This is a genomic window from uncultured Methanobrevibacter sp. (assembly GCF_902771435.1).
In the GTDB taxonomy this organism is placed as follows: Archaea; Methanobacteriota; Methanobacteria; order Methanobacteriales; family Methanobacteriaceae; genus Methanocatella.
On sequence record NZ_CACXXB010000001.1, the window covers coordinates 12,967 to 26,999 of the forward strand.

The 14,033-nt window shown below is 33.0% G+C and carries 16 protein-coding genes; 3 read left to right on the forward strand and 13 right to left on the reverse strand.

Annotated features, from left to right (window positions below; all coding sequences use genetic code 11):
• Nucleotides 1-2: 2 nt before the first annotated feature.
• The 4 genes from purS to QZU83_RS00080 form a co-directional block, all read right to left on the reverse strand.
• Nucleotides 3-269 (reverse strand): phosphoribosylformylglycinamidine synthase subunit PurS, encoded by a 267-nt coding sequence (gene purS / locus QZU83_RS00065; protein WP_295608912.1) that lies wholly within the window; start codon nucleotides 267-269, stop codon nucleotides 3-5.
• Complete coding sequence (purC, locus tag QZU83_RS00070; RefSeq protein ID WP_295608913.1) at nucleotides 270-998, reverse strand: phosphoribosylaminoimidazolesuccinocarboxamide synthase; 729 nt, start codon at nucleotides 996-998, stop codon at nucleotides 270-272.
• 305 nt (nucleotides 999-1,303) lie between these two features.
• The gene (locus tag QZU83_RS00075; RefSeq protein WP_295608914.1) at nucleotides 1,304-1,588 is read right to left on the reverse strand and encodes a hypothetical protein; all 285 of its coding nucleotides are present in this window, start codon (nucleotides 1,586-1,588) and stop codon (nucleotides 1,304-1,306) included.
• 4 nt (nucleotides 1,589-1,592) lie between these two features.
• Entirely contained in the window at nucleotides 1,593-1,946 is a 354-nt protein-coding gene (locus QZU83_RS00080) for a flagellar protein, FliL (RefSeq protein WP_295608915.1), read from the reverse strand.
• A gap of 96 nt (nucleotides 1,947-2,042) precedes the next feature.
• Here QZU83_RS00080 and QZU83_RS00085 point away from each other — a divergent pair, with 96 nt between their 5' ends.
• Nucleotides 2,043-2,252, forward strand: coding sequence for a hypothetical protein (locus QZU83_RS00085; protein ID WP_295608916.1), 210 nt, complete (start codon nucleotides 2,043-2,045; stop codon nucleotides 2,250-2,252).
• 33 nt (nucleotides 2,253-2,285) lie between these two features.
• Here the strand turns inward: QZU83_RS00085 and QZU83_RS00090 are convergent, their stop codons facing one another.
• The 8 genes from QZU83_RS00090 to aepX all read right to left on the reverse strand — a co-directional run bounded on the left by QZU83_RS00090 (nucleotide 2,286) and on the right by aepX (nucleotide 10,874).
• The gene (locus QZU83_RS00090) at nucleotides 2,286-3,773 is read right to left on the reverse strand and encodes a sodium-dependent transporter (protein WP_295608917.1); all 1,488 of its coding nucleotides are present in this window, start codon (nucleotides 3,771-3,773) and stop codon (nucleotides 2,286-2,288) included.
• Nucleotides 3,774-3,867: 94 nt separating this feature from the next.
• Nucleotides 3,868-4,704: a phosphorylcholine transferase LicD gene (locus tag QZU83_RS00095; protein ID WP_295608918.1), complete on the reverse strand. Its 837-nt coding sequence runs from the start codon at nucleotides 4,702-4,704 to the stop codon at nucleotides 3,868-3,870.
• 18 nt (nucleotides 4,705-4,722) lie between these two features.
• Nucleotides 4,723-5,838, reverse strand: coding sequence for a phosphonopyruvate decarboxylase (gene aepY, locus QZU83_RS00100; protein WP_295608919.1), 1,116 nt, complete (start codon nucleotides 5,836-5,838; stop codon nucleotides 4,723-4,725).
• Nucleotides 5,839-5,850: 12 nt separating this feature from the next.
• Nucleotides 5,851-7,026 (reverse strand): saccharopine dehydrogenase NADP-binding domain-containing protein, encoded by a 1,176-nt coding sequence (locus QZU83_RS00105; RefSeq protein ID WP_295608920.1) that lies wholly within the window; start codon nucleotides 7,024-7,026, stop codon nucleotides 5,851-5,853.
• 4 nt (nucleotides 7,027-7,030) lie between these two features.
• A complete protein-coding gene (locus QZU83_RS00110; protein ID WP_295608921.1) occupies nucleotides 7,031-7,801 on the reverse strand; it encodes a DUF6564 domain-containing protein in 771 nt (256 codons plus the stop codon).
• Nucleotide 7,802: 1 nt separating this feature from the next.
• On the reverse strand, nucleotides 7,803-8,813 hold the full coding sequence (locus QZU83_RS00115) for an NAD(P)-dependent oxidoreductase (RefSeq protein ID WP_295608922.1): 1,011 nt from the start codon (nucleotides 8,811-8,813) through the stop codon (nucleotides 7,803-7,805).
• A 12-nt stretch (nucleotides 8,814-8,825) separates the two neighbouring features.
• Entirely contained in the window at nucleotides 8,826-9,557 is a 732-nt protein-coding gene (locus QZU83_RS00120; protein WP_295608923.1) for a metallophosphoesterase, read from the reverse strand.
• 9 nt (nucleotides 9,558-9,566) lie between these two features.
• The gene (gene aepX / locus QZU83_RS00125; RefSeq protein WP_295608924.1) at nucleotides 9,567-10,874 is read right to left on the reverse strand and encodes a phosphoenolpyruvate mutase; all 1,308 of its coding nucleotides are present in this window, start codon (nucleotides 10,872-10,874) and stop codon (nucleotides 9,567-9,569) included.
• 109 nt (nucleotides 10,875-10,983) lie between these two features.
• Between aepX and QZU83_RS00130 the strand changes: the two genes are divergently transcribed.
• Both QZU83_RS00130 and QZU83_RS00135 read left to right on the forward strand, forming a co-directional pair.
• Nucleotides 10,984-11,817 carry a phosphorylcholine transferase LicD gene (locus QZU83_RS00130; RefSeq protein WP_295608925.1) on the forward strand — a complete coding sequence of 278 codons (834 nt, stop codon included), beginning with the start codon at nucleotides 10,984-10,986 and terminating at the stop codon, nucleotides 11,815-11,817.
• A gap of 65 nt (nucleotides 11,818-11,882) precedes the next feature.
• The gene (locus tag QZU83_RS00135) at nucleotides 11,883-12,926 is read left to right on the forward strand and encodes a phosphorylcholine transferase LicD (protein WP_295608926.1); all 1,044 of its coding nucleotides are present in this window, start codon (nucleotides 11,883-11,885) and stop codon (nucleotides 12,924-12,926) included.
• Nucleotides 12,927-12,928: 2 nt separating this feature from the next.
• Here QZU83_RS00135 and QZU83_RS00140 read toward each other — a convergent pair whose 3' ends face one another.
• The gene (locus tag QZU83_RS00140; RefSeq protein WP_295608927.1) at nucleotides 12,929-13,975 is read right to left on the reverse strand and encodes an NAD-dependent epimerase/dehydratase family protein; all 1,047 of its coding nucleotides are present in this window, start codon (nucleotides 13,973-13,975) and stop codon (nucleotides 12,929-12,931) included.
• Nucleotides 13,976-14,033: the final 58 nt, after the last annotated feature.

Here is a 14,033-nt window from a genome sequence, read left to right on the forward strand (position 1 = left end):
TCCTATTTACCACAAGCCATATTCTGTGGAATGACATTGATTTTATAATCATGAATTACAGGATTACAGAGTAATCTTTCACACATGTCAACTACATTTTCCCTGATTACTTCCCTGTCTTCACCTTCCATTTGGAATTTGATGGTTTCAACAGTTTTTACGTTTTCAACTTCATAGCCAAGCAATTCGAGAGACCTTTCGATTGTTGTAGCTTCAGGGTTTAACATACCACTTTTAAGGGAAATCTTTACTTCAATATCAAATAACATCTAAATCACCTTTTCATCATCAGGAATAATTCTGTTATATACTTCTACATAAGCAGCCATAACTTCATCGTCTTTTCCTTTTCTAAATAACTCCTTGTCCAACATGTCCAATGTTTCACTGTCCCATAATCTGCATCCGTCAGGGGAAATCTCATCACCCAAAAGAATGTTTCCATCCTTGTCCTTACCGAATTCGACCTTGAAATCAACAAGTATGATTCCTGCATCTGCAAGGAATTCTGTTAAAACCTCATTGATTTTCAATGCCTTTTCTGTGAGGATGTCAATTTCCTCCTGTGTTGCAATGCCCAATGCCTTAATAATTGAATCATTCAACATAGGATCATGATACTCATCGGCCTTGAAATCCATTTGAACAATCGGAGGTTCCAATTTGGTACCGTCTGCAATTGGATATTTGCGAACCAAACTACCGGTAGCAATATTTCTTACAATAACTTCGATTGGAATCATTTCAAGCTTTTTTGCAAGCATTACATTAGGTTCAGGGAGGTCAATCAACTGGGTTTCAATACCGTTTTCCTCTAAAACCCTAAATATTTTAGTAGAAATTATGGCATTGTATGCACCCTTGTTGTTCATGACTTCTTTTCTTTCTCCGTCACCTGCAGTCATGTCGTCTCTAAACTCGATTATGACCTGGTCTTCGTTATCGGTAGTAAATACGCTTTTTACTTTTCCACCGTTAATTAACTCTTTTTTCTCCATGATATCAACAAAATTATTAAATTAGTATATTATAATTTTTGAATTATATATTATATAAAATTAGTTAATCTAATGCATTCCAGAGTTAAATTTTACCAAGATTTTAGAATTGATTATGACAAAGGAACGGCTGATAATTCAGACACATTCTTCAAACCTGTTTATTATTTAAACCGAGTTTTACATTAACATCGGCGATATCGAATTTGAAAGTTAACTGAAAAATAGGATATATATCTCAAGCAGGCAAATTCAGTTGAAAAGTGGAAAAAACAGTCGTTAATGTTAAAAAAAAATAAAAAGAGTTATAATTTGTTAATGTATGCCACATCATCGGGAGTCAAACCGAATTTCATCCCGTTCAGTGAGCCGTTAGGAAGCTCGGATAAAATTGTAACCGGATACGCTTCGGCTGGCTTGATAAACATCTGATGGGTAACATTCTGCCTTGTTGTAACCGATATCTTATAATTGTTTCCGATGTGTGATATTTCACCGTCAAGAAAAACCTTGTTGAAGGTCTGTTCCAGAAGGTAATCCGGAAATGAAGCCCTGATATTGAAATATTCCAATAACTCTTTAAAAATCATTCTATCATTCCAGGCTTGGGAGTTTGTCCTGATCGGATTTGTAGGATGAACCTATCAGTTCGCCTGAATCCACATCGAACTGCCTGAAGCCTCCATCACTATAAGTGACTTCACGATAGTATCCTTCGCCGTTTTGGCCGTTGGCCTTGACAATTTCGCTTACAATGTTCCCGTCATCTGACTGGGAACCTTCCAAAGATGCGACATTACTTGCTTTATCCTTTATATTTTCCATTATATTAGAATCGTTTTCATTCATATTAACACCTGATTGGCTCATGAAAGAATATGCTACAGCACCACCGACAACCAGTAATGCTACAATAATCCCTAAAAGGACTAAAATAAAGCTTTTCATATTCTCACCTCTTAAAGCTTTCATTAATTGTTTGAGCATAAGGTATTAAAATAGTTTTCTATTTAGTTTATATATTACAAAAAATAATATTTAATCATGAACATGAAAAATACCGCAATACTTCTCATATTCCTGTTATGTGTTTTGGGCCTGATGATGGGAGTTTACTTTACAGAATCCAGTGAGCCTACTCTTAACATTTCAGATTATGATGAAATAATTCATGAAGATTCAAACGGAACAATCACCATTCATCTGGAAAAAAAGAACAACGAGAAAAACTTCGTGAATAAGCTTATAAGCTAAAAAAATAGAAATGTTATGGATTAACCATAACACCTACACTCTTTCTTCAACATCCTCCCAGTCAGGGTTTTTGGCCGGGAGAATTGTAAATACAATTGTTGCAACCAAAAGAATTACCGCAACAATCACCATGAATATTGATTGGTCAAATGTTTGGGTTTTAAGTACATCAATCAATCCTCCAATCCATATAATTGATATGAAGATTGGGAGAACATATTTGACAATTGCAAGCCACCATTTTCCCAATTTGATTGTTTTACTTCTGGCATTTAAAAAGCCAATGAGTTTTTCTGCTTTAAATACCCATGCAAATACAATACACTCAAGAATAACACCAAACAGCAGAGCAATCTGGTTAATGAACGTATCCACATATCCAAGTACTGATCCACCATATGCGGTTGCATAAATCATGGAAACAGCCGCACCGAAAATAATCAGTATTGTCATTGCTTTTGACCTTGAGTATCCAAATTTGTTTTGAATTGAAAATGACAAAGGCTCAATTGTTGACAATATGCTTGTAAGACCTGCAAGATAAACTGTTAAAAAGAACAGAGGTCCCAATACATAAGCCCATTGACCCAGCACATTGAACACTGTCGGATATGCAACAAACACAAGTCCTGTTCCCTGGGTTACAAGTTCGGATACTGCAGTTCCTGACTGCATTGACATGTAGCCTAAAATTGAAAATACCCCTAAAGCGGCGAAATTTTCAAAAAGGGAGTTAGCAAGAGCAATTGATATTGTATTTGTAATCAAATCTGCATTGTCCCTAGTATAGCTCGCATATGTAAATGCTATTGACATTCCCAAACTCAGGGAAAATATAATCTGTCCGAATGCCGCCATCCATATTTCAAAGTGTGTCAGAAGTGACCAGTCCGGGTTGAAAAGCTCCGCAAGACCGATTGAAGCTCCAGGTAAAGTCAAAGAGACTGCAACAATAATAACCATAATTACAAACAGTGCAGGCACTAAAATTTTTGAAACCCTACCAAGACCCTCTTCAAGATCCTTATGAGATATAAGCCAAATGATTACCCAACCAACAAGCATTGCAACTGCAATGATTGGAACAAAATGCAATAAGCCAGATATGGAATCACTTGACTGGAGAAGAGTTGTTGCAAAGAATGTATCCGGATTTGCACCCCAACCCTTTGTGAAACTCAAAATCATGTAAATTCCATCCCAGCCCAAAATAGCTGAGTAATAAATCATAATCATAAAAACAGCAACCGGCAAAAGCCAGCCTAAAAATTCCCAATTGGAGTGAATCTTTCTAATCGCCTTTGGAAAAGAAGATTTAAAATTATATCCCACGCCATACTCCAAAATCAAAAATGGAATTCCCATCAAAAGAATTGCCACAATATAAGGGATGTAGAATGCTCCCCCACCATTAGAGTAAAGCACATAAGGATATCTCCAAATGTTTCCAAGTCCAACGGCAGAACCGATCATTGCAAGGATGAATGACAGGTTACTGCCCCATTCATTTTTATCTGCCATAATTTCCATTTTCCTATTTAATTATGTAAATTATTTTTGTAGTTAAGATAATAAATAGGTTAGGATTTAAATGAAAAATAAAAATAAAAAATAATTAATATTTACCAAAATCAATTATATCAATTGGATGATTATATCTGTCTTCTTCGGGAGGCAACTGCATATAATCACCGTATAACTCAGTCAGTATTTTATCATAATTTTTTGGAACATTGACATGAGTGTCCTCAAATTTTACTTGAATTACATCTTTAAAATCATCCTTATCATATATTAAAGGATATTCCTTAGCGGTTGCTGAAATATCAAACACATTTTTAGAATTAGCATCAGAGTATTTATTTAGAAAATTCAAGCATTTTTTAGTTAATCTGGAAGGATTGAGCTTTAAAATATTTAATATATGGTACATAGAATGTGTGATTAATTTTGAAATGAATGGCAAATCATCCAGTCTTATTTTTGACATTATTAATAAACGGTTGTATAAATAAGCTTTTTTAAGCTGATAAAAACGTTTATATTTGTTTTCAACCAAATCATCTAGAACAAAGATGTCAATGTTGAATCCTATGTCAAAATCAAGCTGAGATGCCCATTTCTCTTCAAATCGTGTATTTTTTAGTGATAACTTTGCAAACAAATAAAAATAATCTTTTTCGGCTTCATTTGTCAGCAATTCATATTTCTGATTTGGAGAAGCCAAATATAATTTTTTAAACTTTTCAAATTCATCCCTTAACATGACAACATCCAAATCATCATCCCAAGGTATAAATCCTTCATGCCTTATGGTTCCCAAAAGAGAACCTGCATACATGAAATAGGTCAGATTATTTTTATCACAGAAACTTATCAAATCCTTTAAAATCATCAATTCGACATCATGAATATGTTTTAAAGTTTCGTCGTCGTATTTTTTAAGTTTCACATTATCACTTTTAATTATTTATTTAATGAATTCCATGAAATTTTCTTTGTTTTCAATAGCTGTTGTTGTCGGCCTTCCCAAATCATCACGGGCACCAATAGAACACAACACCTCAATAAAGCAAAGTTCATCCATATTTTTGGCTTTTTCGAGTTCTGTGTCCAAATCATCGAAATTATCAACTGATACTGCATAAGTATAACCGCATGATTCGGCAATGTTTACCAGATTCATTGTTGAAGCAACAGTTGGCATTCCTCCAACAGTTTCATGGGCTCCGTTGTTAATAACAATGTGGACTAAATTTTTAGGTTTTACATTACCTACAACACCTAATGAACCCAAATGCATCAATGCAGATCCATCACCATCAATACACCAAATTTTTTCATCAGGCTTATTTATAGCTACACCCAATGCAATTGAAGATGTGTGACCCATAGAACCTACTGTTAAAAAATCATACTTATGAGCCTGATTATTTGATTCCCTTATTTCAAACAGTTCCCTGCTTGCCTTTCCGGTTGTTGAAACAATAGGATCTTCACCGGTGACATTGACAATGTGTTCAATGATTTCTTCACGAACCATATCATTATCATTAACATATTCAACTTTTTCACTGTAAGTTAAAGCATTTTTTCGAACAACAAAAGCTACACTTTTACCTGAATCCAAAACTTTATTATAATCATTCATTACAGTTTTAAGCTCTTCAGAAGTGGTATCTTCACCAATGACAAAGTTTTCAATATCCATCAAATCCAATAAATCACAGGTAATCTGTCCCTGATAGATGTGCTGGGGCTCATCATGAATGCCAGGCTGTCCTCTCCATCCAATTACAAAAATGCATGGAATTGCATAAACCTTATCGTTTAACAGTGAAGCGACAGGATTGATAATGTTTCCTTCACCACTATTCTGCATATAAACAACAGGAACCTTGCCGGTTGCTAGATGATACCCCGCAGCCAATGCAGTACAATTACCTTCATTAGCTGCAATGATATGGTGTTTCTCATCAATACCATATGTATTCATTAAATAATTACATAATGCTTTAAGTTGTGAGTCAGGAACACCAGTGTAGAAATCACAGCCCAAAGCATCAACAAAATCTTCAACATTCATATTAAAACTCTTTTATAATTGTGGAGTGATGATTTTTTCTATTAAGAATTCCGCAGTCTTTTCTATATCATCATATTTAACTTCTTTTGGCAAGTCTTCACCGAATGCATCTTTAACTTTTCTTATCAAATCATCAGTGTAGATTAATGTTGCGTCCCTAATATCTTCAACACCATCCAAAGCGAGGGATTCACGGTTAGCCTTATCCATCTCATCAAAACTGAATACTGACTCATCAATCCAAGCGGAAATCTTTCCATCTTTGTATCCAACTATTACAGGATATCCTCCAATGTGGCCGAATACTCCTGGAGCAAATACCTTTTGATTTTCTCCAGTGCGTATTGCATCAATTACAGCAGAGATTATACGGTAGTTACTTGATGCATTCATCATATTCCTTTTTTGGTCAACAGGCATGCTGATGGAACATGCTTTGAAAATGTCATCATGAGGAATGTCTTTTTCTTCGCCCTTGTAATATATTTTCAAAGGCAATTCAACACCTTCGGTTTGACCTTCTTTACTTATGCACACGTCATGAAAGTGAGCTGCCGCAAAGTTAAAGTCAACATTCCAGAAATCATCAACACCTAAAATGTCCGCTACTGCAAATTTCATTCTAGGAATCAGGTGATTCAAGTTTCCGCTTCCAAAGTCAGGATATGCTTTTCCTGCACTTTTAAGCCAAGGAATAACCGCATCTGAATAGGAAGTATTGATGACAACCGCATTGGTATCGACCTTGTCACATGCTTCCATGATGTTTTTGGTAAATCTAATTGATAAAGGAGTCCAGATACCATATGCCCTTACGTTACTCCAGGAAATACTGCCGTATTTAAGTCCAGGATAAGCCCTGCTTGAGTTTACAATGAAATCCGGATCATATTTGCTTATTGCTTTTTTGATAGCATCAATATCATTTAAATCGACACCACCTTCAATTAAAATTTGTGATTTGTTCAATTCACGAATAAGACTTGCAACACGGACAATGTTAACATCAGATTGCATTTTTTCCTGGTTTCTTCCAACAACGACCAGTTTTATTGCAGGGTCATTTTTACTTACCAAAAAGTCAAGTAAATAGGTTCCGACACTTCCCAAACCGATAATCATAATTGTAATTTCATCATTTTTTACATGGTTTTCAACAACCTGTAATCTTTCATCTAAAGTTTTCATAATATTATTCCTCCCAGTATTCTTTAATTAATTTATAATCATCACGGGTATTGCAGTTTACCCAATGTTTTAAGCCAATAATCTCAATTTCATCATTATTTTCTACTAAATCGAAGTATTTTTGGATTATTCCAAGATTTGTGTCTTCTATGAGATTTTCATAGAAATTATCATTGGCTATTTTAAGCAGATTCATGTCTGTAAATTTCCAGGTCTGACCTGAATTGAATATTGCCTTAAAAGGCTCGTCCAAGGACAACAATCCATGGTCGCTATTGAACAGATAATGATATTCGTCATTTTCATCCTGGTATAAAACAACCGCCTTATTTGAAAAAATAGGTTCATGGTTGAATGTCAAGACGTTTTTATCACAGGATACAACCTTGTTGAATGATTCTGTGTCAATGTCCAAATCTCCTTCAACAAAAAGAACTTCATCAATGTCTGTGAAATTATCCAAAGCCTCTTTGATTCCAAGATATAAGCTATATCCTGAACTTAAATCGCTGAAATGGTCGTTGTAAACTGTAATGATTTTATTTTGTAGGTCTTTTGAAACGTTATTGTTAATGTAGTCAACCAAATCATCATATTTGTATCCGCCGACAACAATAATCCTATCAGCATAACCGACTTTTTCAAGCATACGGTAAATTAATGTATTTTGAGGTTTTTCTTCAAAATACAGACACTTCAATATCTTATCTTCTTCAGGGATGTCCTTGTTGAATCTGCTTGAGACTCCTGCAACTCCAATAATAACTATATTCAAACTATTCACCTAAATTAGTGTAATTTTCAACACATTCATCCAGTCCCTTATCCAAGTCCATTATTGGTTTCCAGTCAGTTCTTGTTCTGATTTTTTCTGTTGACAACAGCCTTCTTTCAGGATCGGATTCACGATAACCTTCAAACTTGATAACCGGATTATCAATTCCCATTTTCTTTGCTATCAGTTTTGTCAAATCAATGATTGATATTTCCTCATCGGTTGCAACATTGTATATTGTTCCGTCAAGTGCAGAATCTGTTTTGGCCAATGCCAATACTGCACTGCAACTGTCATAATTGTTTAGAAAAGTCCTGCAGTTCTTTTTGGAGTTTTCAAGCAGTGTAACTTCCCCAGTTGTTTTGAAACTGTTTATTATATGAGGTATGATGTGTTTTGGCAGTTTTTCATTTTTACTGTATACGTTTGCAAAACGGATAGAACACCCTTTGATTTTGCCTGTGTCAACTGCATCCTTCATGAAAAACTCAGTCAATAGCTTTCCAGTTGCATAGCTTGTCCTTTGGCTGTGTTCCGCATCAGCCATTGTGATGAAGTCAGATTCTTTAACACCTCCATCCTCATTCCAGGAGTTCATGGAATAGATTTCTGAAGTGGAACAGTTAATGTACTTTTCAGCCCCAACATCAATCGCCTGAGTGAGAAAATCATTCATGCTGACAACATTGGTTTCATAAGTCTCATATACATTATAGAAATGCTCTGTGTGAACAACAGCAGCACAGTTAATGTAGGTAACCTCATCAAAATCGTCTTTTAAATCCAAAACTAAGGATTTGATGGTATCCATCTGTTCCTTGTCGTTTAAGTCATATTCGTAAAAGTCAAAACGTTCATCATCCAAACAGTCCTTTACAGTGTCAATTGATGATGCGTAGAAGTTATCAAATCCTATAATTTTAACTTCATCCTCATCCTGGTTTAAAAGCTGTCTTACCAGCTCATTACCAGTCATGCCTGTAACACCACTAATAACATATAAAATTTTCATTTTATTCCCTTCTTATATTCCATTTTCTAATCTTGAACGATAAAAATCATCAATACTTCCATCATACAAAGCCATGGCCTTATCTTTTGGATACTTTACATATCTTAACTCAACACCCATAGAATCCACGTCTAGAATTGCATACTGTGCATTTGGGTTATGGTTTCTAGGCTGACCCACAGATCCCGGATTGATAAACAGCACAGATTTCTTGTTTCTCATATCAGGATTGTCAACCTCATAAAAATGTTGGAAAACATGAGGATAGTGAGAATGCCCAGATAAGACAATGTCAAAATCTGAATAGTCTCCATTTAAGTTATCCGGAAAAATAGCTTTCCAATAATAGTCATTTAAAGAACCATGAATGGCTAAAATCTTTTTATTGTCGATTTCAAATTCGTATTTTCCATCATGGATTAATTCATTATTTAAATAATCTTTAGATTCAGATGTAAGCTGTGATTCTGTAAATTTTGCAGAGTCAACTCCCCTTTTGCTTGAAAAATGGGCGAAATCCTTAGTTAAAATGGCTTTCTCATGATTTCCCCAGATGTTGCAGATTATTTTTTCTAAAAAAGTATCTTTAACATATTCGATTACTTCATTTGACTGCATTCCATAATCTATCAAATCGCCTAAAAGAATGATCGAATCGATATTCTGACTGTTCAAATCGTTTATAACTTCCTTTAGTGCAAATAGGTTTCCATGAATATCTGATAAAATTGCATATCTGGACATGTTAATCTCTTATAATTCATCAATTAATGTAATGATATCTTTAATGGACAGTAATTCCTCATCAATTTCATGAGCCCTATGATGTTTTAAGATGGATTTTGCCGCATTCTGCATTGCAGGAAATGCTGCTCTTAACAGCTGATTGGCATAAATGACAATATTAACACCATGCTCTTTAAGTTCATCTTCGGTTATGGTATTGAATGAAGACGGAACTACAACAATCGGAGTTTCACTGTCTTTTTCTCTGAATTTATCACAGAACTCCAATATTTCATCAGGTTCTTTTCTTCTGCTGTGAATCATGATTCCGTCAGCACCCGCATCTCTGAATGCAAATGCTCTTTTTAATGCATCTTCCATACCCTGCTCTAAAATTAAGCTTTCAATTCTTGCGATAATCATAAAGTCATCAGACAACTGTGCGTTTTTGCCTGCGGCAATCTTTTCACAGAAATGTTCAATATCATCCTGAGTCTGCTCCACTTCAGTTCCAAACAGTGAATTTTTCTTTAAACCGATTTTATCTTCAATAATGACTGCTGAAACACCCATTCTCTCCAAAGACCTTACAGTATAGACAAAATGCTCTGCAATTCCTCCAGTGTCTCCGTCAAAAATAATAGGTTTTGTTGTAACTTCCATGATGTCGTTGATTGTTCTGAATCGGGAGGTCATGTCAACCAGTTCAATGTCAGGCTTTCCCTTTTCGGTACTGTCACATAAACTTGAAATCCACATAGCTTCAAACTGATCGACGTGCTCATCATCGGCAATGACTGTTTTTTCCGCAATCAAACCTGTCAAACCGCTGTGAACCTCAATTGTCTTGACAACAGGAACCATATCCAATAGCTGCCTTAGCCTTTTTCTTCTAAGTTCAGGCATTGCGAGCTGTTCCCTCATCTGCCTGTCGATTTTTTGAACTTTAGGATTGAAGGTGTAAGGAACTTCAATCAGTTCACCGCCATATTCGTCCAAAACCTTTAAAATATTTTTTCTGATGGCTTTCATTGAATCCTCAGCCCAGTTGTCCCCATGAATAATGTAATCCGGACGGAGTTCTTTTACAATATCATCATACATTACCTTATTCTGTATGACAACTTCTTTAATGTCCGGAATTGATTTGACAAGTTCAACACGTTCTTTTGTTGATTTTAATGGAAATTTATTGTATTTAACCATTTCGGAATCGCAAAGAACACCTACAATAACATCCCCATACTTTTTAGCTTCATTAATTAAGTTTAGATGTCCATCATGGATTACATCAGTACAAAAACAAGTGTAAACAATCGGTTTATCAGATTTCATATTCATTACCTATTACTATTATAATATAATATTTATAAAAAAAGAAATATTTAAAAATTTCCAACACATATATTAAAATAAGACTGAAAAAAATATCGCTGGTAAAAATATGTTTAAATCTAAAAGATATGATGATGAAACCTTAAAGCATTTGCAAAAAGTTCAAAAGATGATGTTAAAAGATTTCATTAAAATTTGTGAAGAAAATGATATTACTTATTTTGTAAATGGAGGAACATTACTTGGAACAATCAGACATGGTGGTTTCATCCCATGGGATGACGACATTGATTTAATGATGTTTAGAAAAGATTTTGAAAAGTTAAATAAGATTATGAGCGAAAAACCAAATGACAAATATCATCTATTTAATGTTTTAAATGAAGAAACTTATCCATATACTTTTGCCAGATTTAATCTTAAAAATACCCTCCTTGAAGAATTCTGGGCAAATCAAGTAGATTATAAACCAAATATATTCATGGACATTTTTATCTTAGATAATTTACCTGAAAATAACATGAAAAGATTTTTTTATAAATGGAGATGTTTCCTACTTACTCAAATATCACTACATCGATCAATAAAATATGAAAATGAATCAAAATTAAAACAGTTTGTCCAACAAGGTGCATATTACATTTTAAAAATTCTACCAATTTCACAGATAAGTCTAAAAAAAAGATGTGTTAAAACATATAAAAAATATGAAGATTTTGATTCAGATGAAGTATGTGATTTTCCTGCATTAATTATGTTGCCTATCTACAAAAGAAAGGATTGGTTGCCCCCAAAAAAAGCAAAATTTGAAGATATTGAAGTAAATGTACCTAATAATCCCGATGCAATATTAAAAATCATTTATGGAGATTATATGAAATTACCTCCTGAAGATAAAAGATTTAGACCAGCTCCCGAAAAAATTGATTTTGGAGAATATTAATCTAAATAGATTATAGAAATAAAAATTATGTATTAAAACAATTTATAAAAAATGAAGGCAGTACAATGGATTTTAATAAAATATACAAAAAATTACCTGAAAAAATACAAAATTCTGAAACAGTTATTTATTATTCTATCAAATTTTTAAAATTATTAGATAAGTTTAAAGGCAAAAAAGAAAGTAAATCAAACCAATATATGGATTTCCTATTAAAATATACAAATATTGAAACAACAGGTTTTCTTAGAGATGTTCAAGAATTATCTGTTGAAATATTAAGATTTATTGATAATGTCTGTAAAAAATATGATATAGATTATATTTTATGCTATGGAACATTGTTAGGTGCTGTCCGCCATAAAGGATTCATCCCCTGGGATGAAGATTTAGACATTATCATGATGAGAGACGATTACAATAGATTAATAGAAGTATTACCCGATGAAATTAAAAAAATTGATTATATTAAAAACAATTTCGGATTAACATTACTAAAAAATTTTAATGAAAATGTATTTGAAGATGTGAACCATATTTATACTCAGGCATATGGAGATTATTTTTTCGATAATCATGATTATAAACAAAGATTTTTACAATTTGCCTGCTTAAAACCTTTTGTGAAAATTGATGTGTTTCCTTTTGATTACGTCAAAGAAGACTCTGTGAATAAGTATAATAAGAAATATCTCTCTCAAAAATTTTATTTTATGAAACTTTATCAAAAAGCAAATTTTTCATTTGATGAGGAATTTAATACAATATTTGAAAAATTAGGCATGTCATATGATAAAACCTCTTTAATAGGGGAAGGAATAGATTGCACCCAATGGGATGATTTTGGTGCGTTTAAAACTGAATGGATTTATCCAATTAAAAATATTAATTTCGAGGGATATTCATTTAAAAGTCCTAATAATGCCCATGAATTACTTAAATTTTGGTATGGTGAATCCTATATGAATATGCCTCCAGATATTCAAATTCACGACTTCACAGGATATAACTTATTATTATTTGAAAATGATGAAGAAAAATTAAGTGTTGCTTTTAAAGAAACATTAAAAGAATTAAAATTGATAAATGATAATTTTGATAAGTTATGAACTTATTTATAAATCAATTTTAAAAATTCATAAGTTCTTTTAAAACCCTCTTTAACCGAGTATTTAGCTTCCCAACCAAGTTCATTTCGAATTTTATAAGATGACAATAAACCGAATTTAAAAGGAGCATAACCCTTATCATCACCATCATCTATATCAAATACTAATTTTAATTGTTTTTGAGGAATACTTGCAATAATTTCTGCTAAATCTCTAATTGAAACTTCATTTCGTTCATCTGATACATTATAAACGATATCTTCACTTTTTAATATAATTTTAAACATAGCACTTACAGCATCACTAATGTAAGTATATGTCCTTATAGATGAACCATCACTTTTTAATAAGATATCTTCACCCTTAACTAAATTTTTTAAGAAATCCGCTTGCACTCTACCATCATAAATACTCATTCCAGGACCATATGTATGTGCCAATCTAACAATCTTTGTGTTAACACCGTATTCCTTATTAAATCCAACACACATATTTTCAGCAGCCTTTTTGCCTTCCGCATAAGCATTTCTAGGTACTAATTGATCAATGAATCCAAAACTATCTTCTTTAAAATATTCCTGATTATTCAACGGTTGACCATAGATTTCTCTTGAAGAAATAAACAAATAACCATCAACATTCTTGTTTTTTGCAAGCATTAATGTATTTGCAGTTCCAAGAGTATTAGCAAAATTTGTTTCAACGGGTTTTTCTTTCATGATTTTAGGACTAGCCGGGCTAGCTGCATGAATTATATAATTAATTTCACCCTCATACTCTATTTTTTCAGTAACATCTTGAACTATAGGGCTAACGTAATCTTTTTCAAGAATTTTTTCATTTAACTTATTTAAACTTCTAACTAATGGTATTATTTTAATATTTGCTCCATAATCTTCATTTAATTTCATTAAAGTGTATGCAAAATAGCTTCCAATCATTCCAGAAGCACCGGTAATCATTACAGACTTACCATATAATTCACTTAATCCATCATTTTCTTGAATTATTTGTTTTGTATCTTCATCAATAATTTTATTAATTATCATTTTAACCCCTTAATTAATCCAATAAAATATATTAATAATAATTTTTAGTTTAACTATA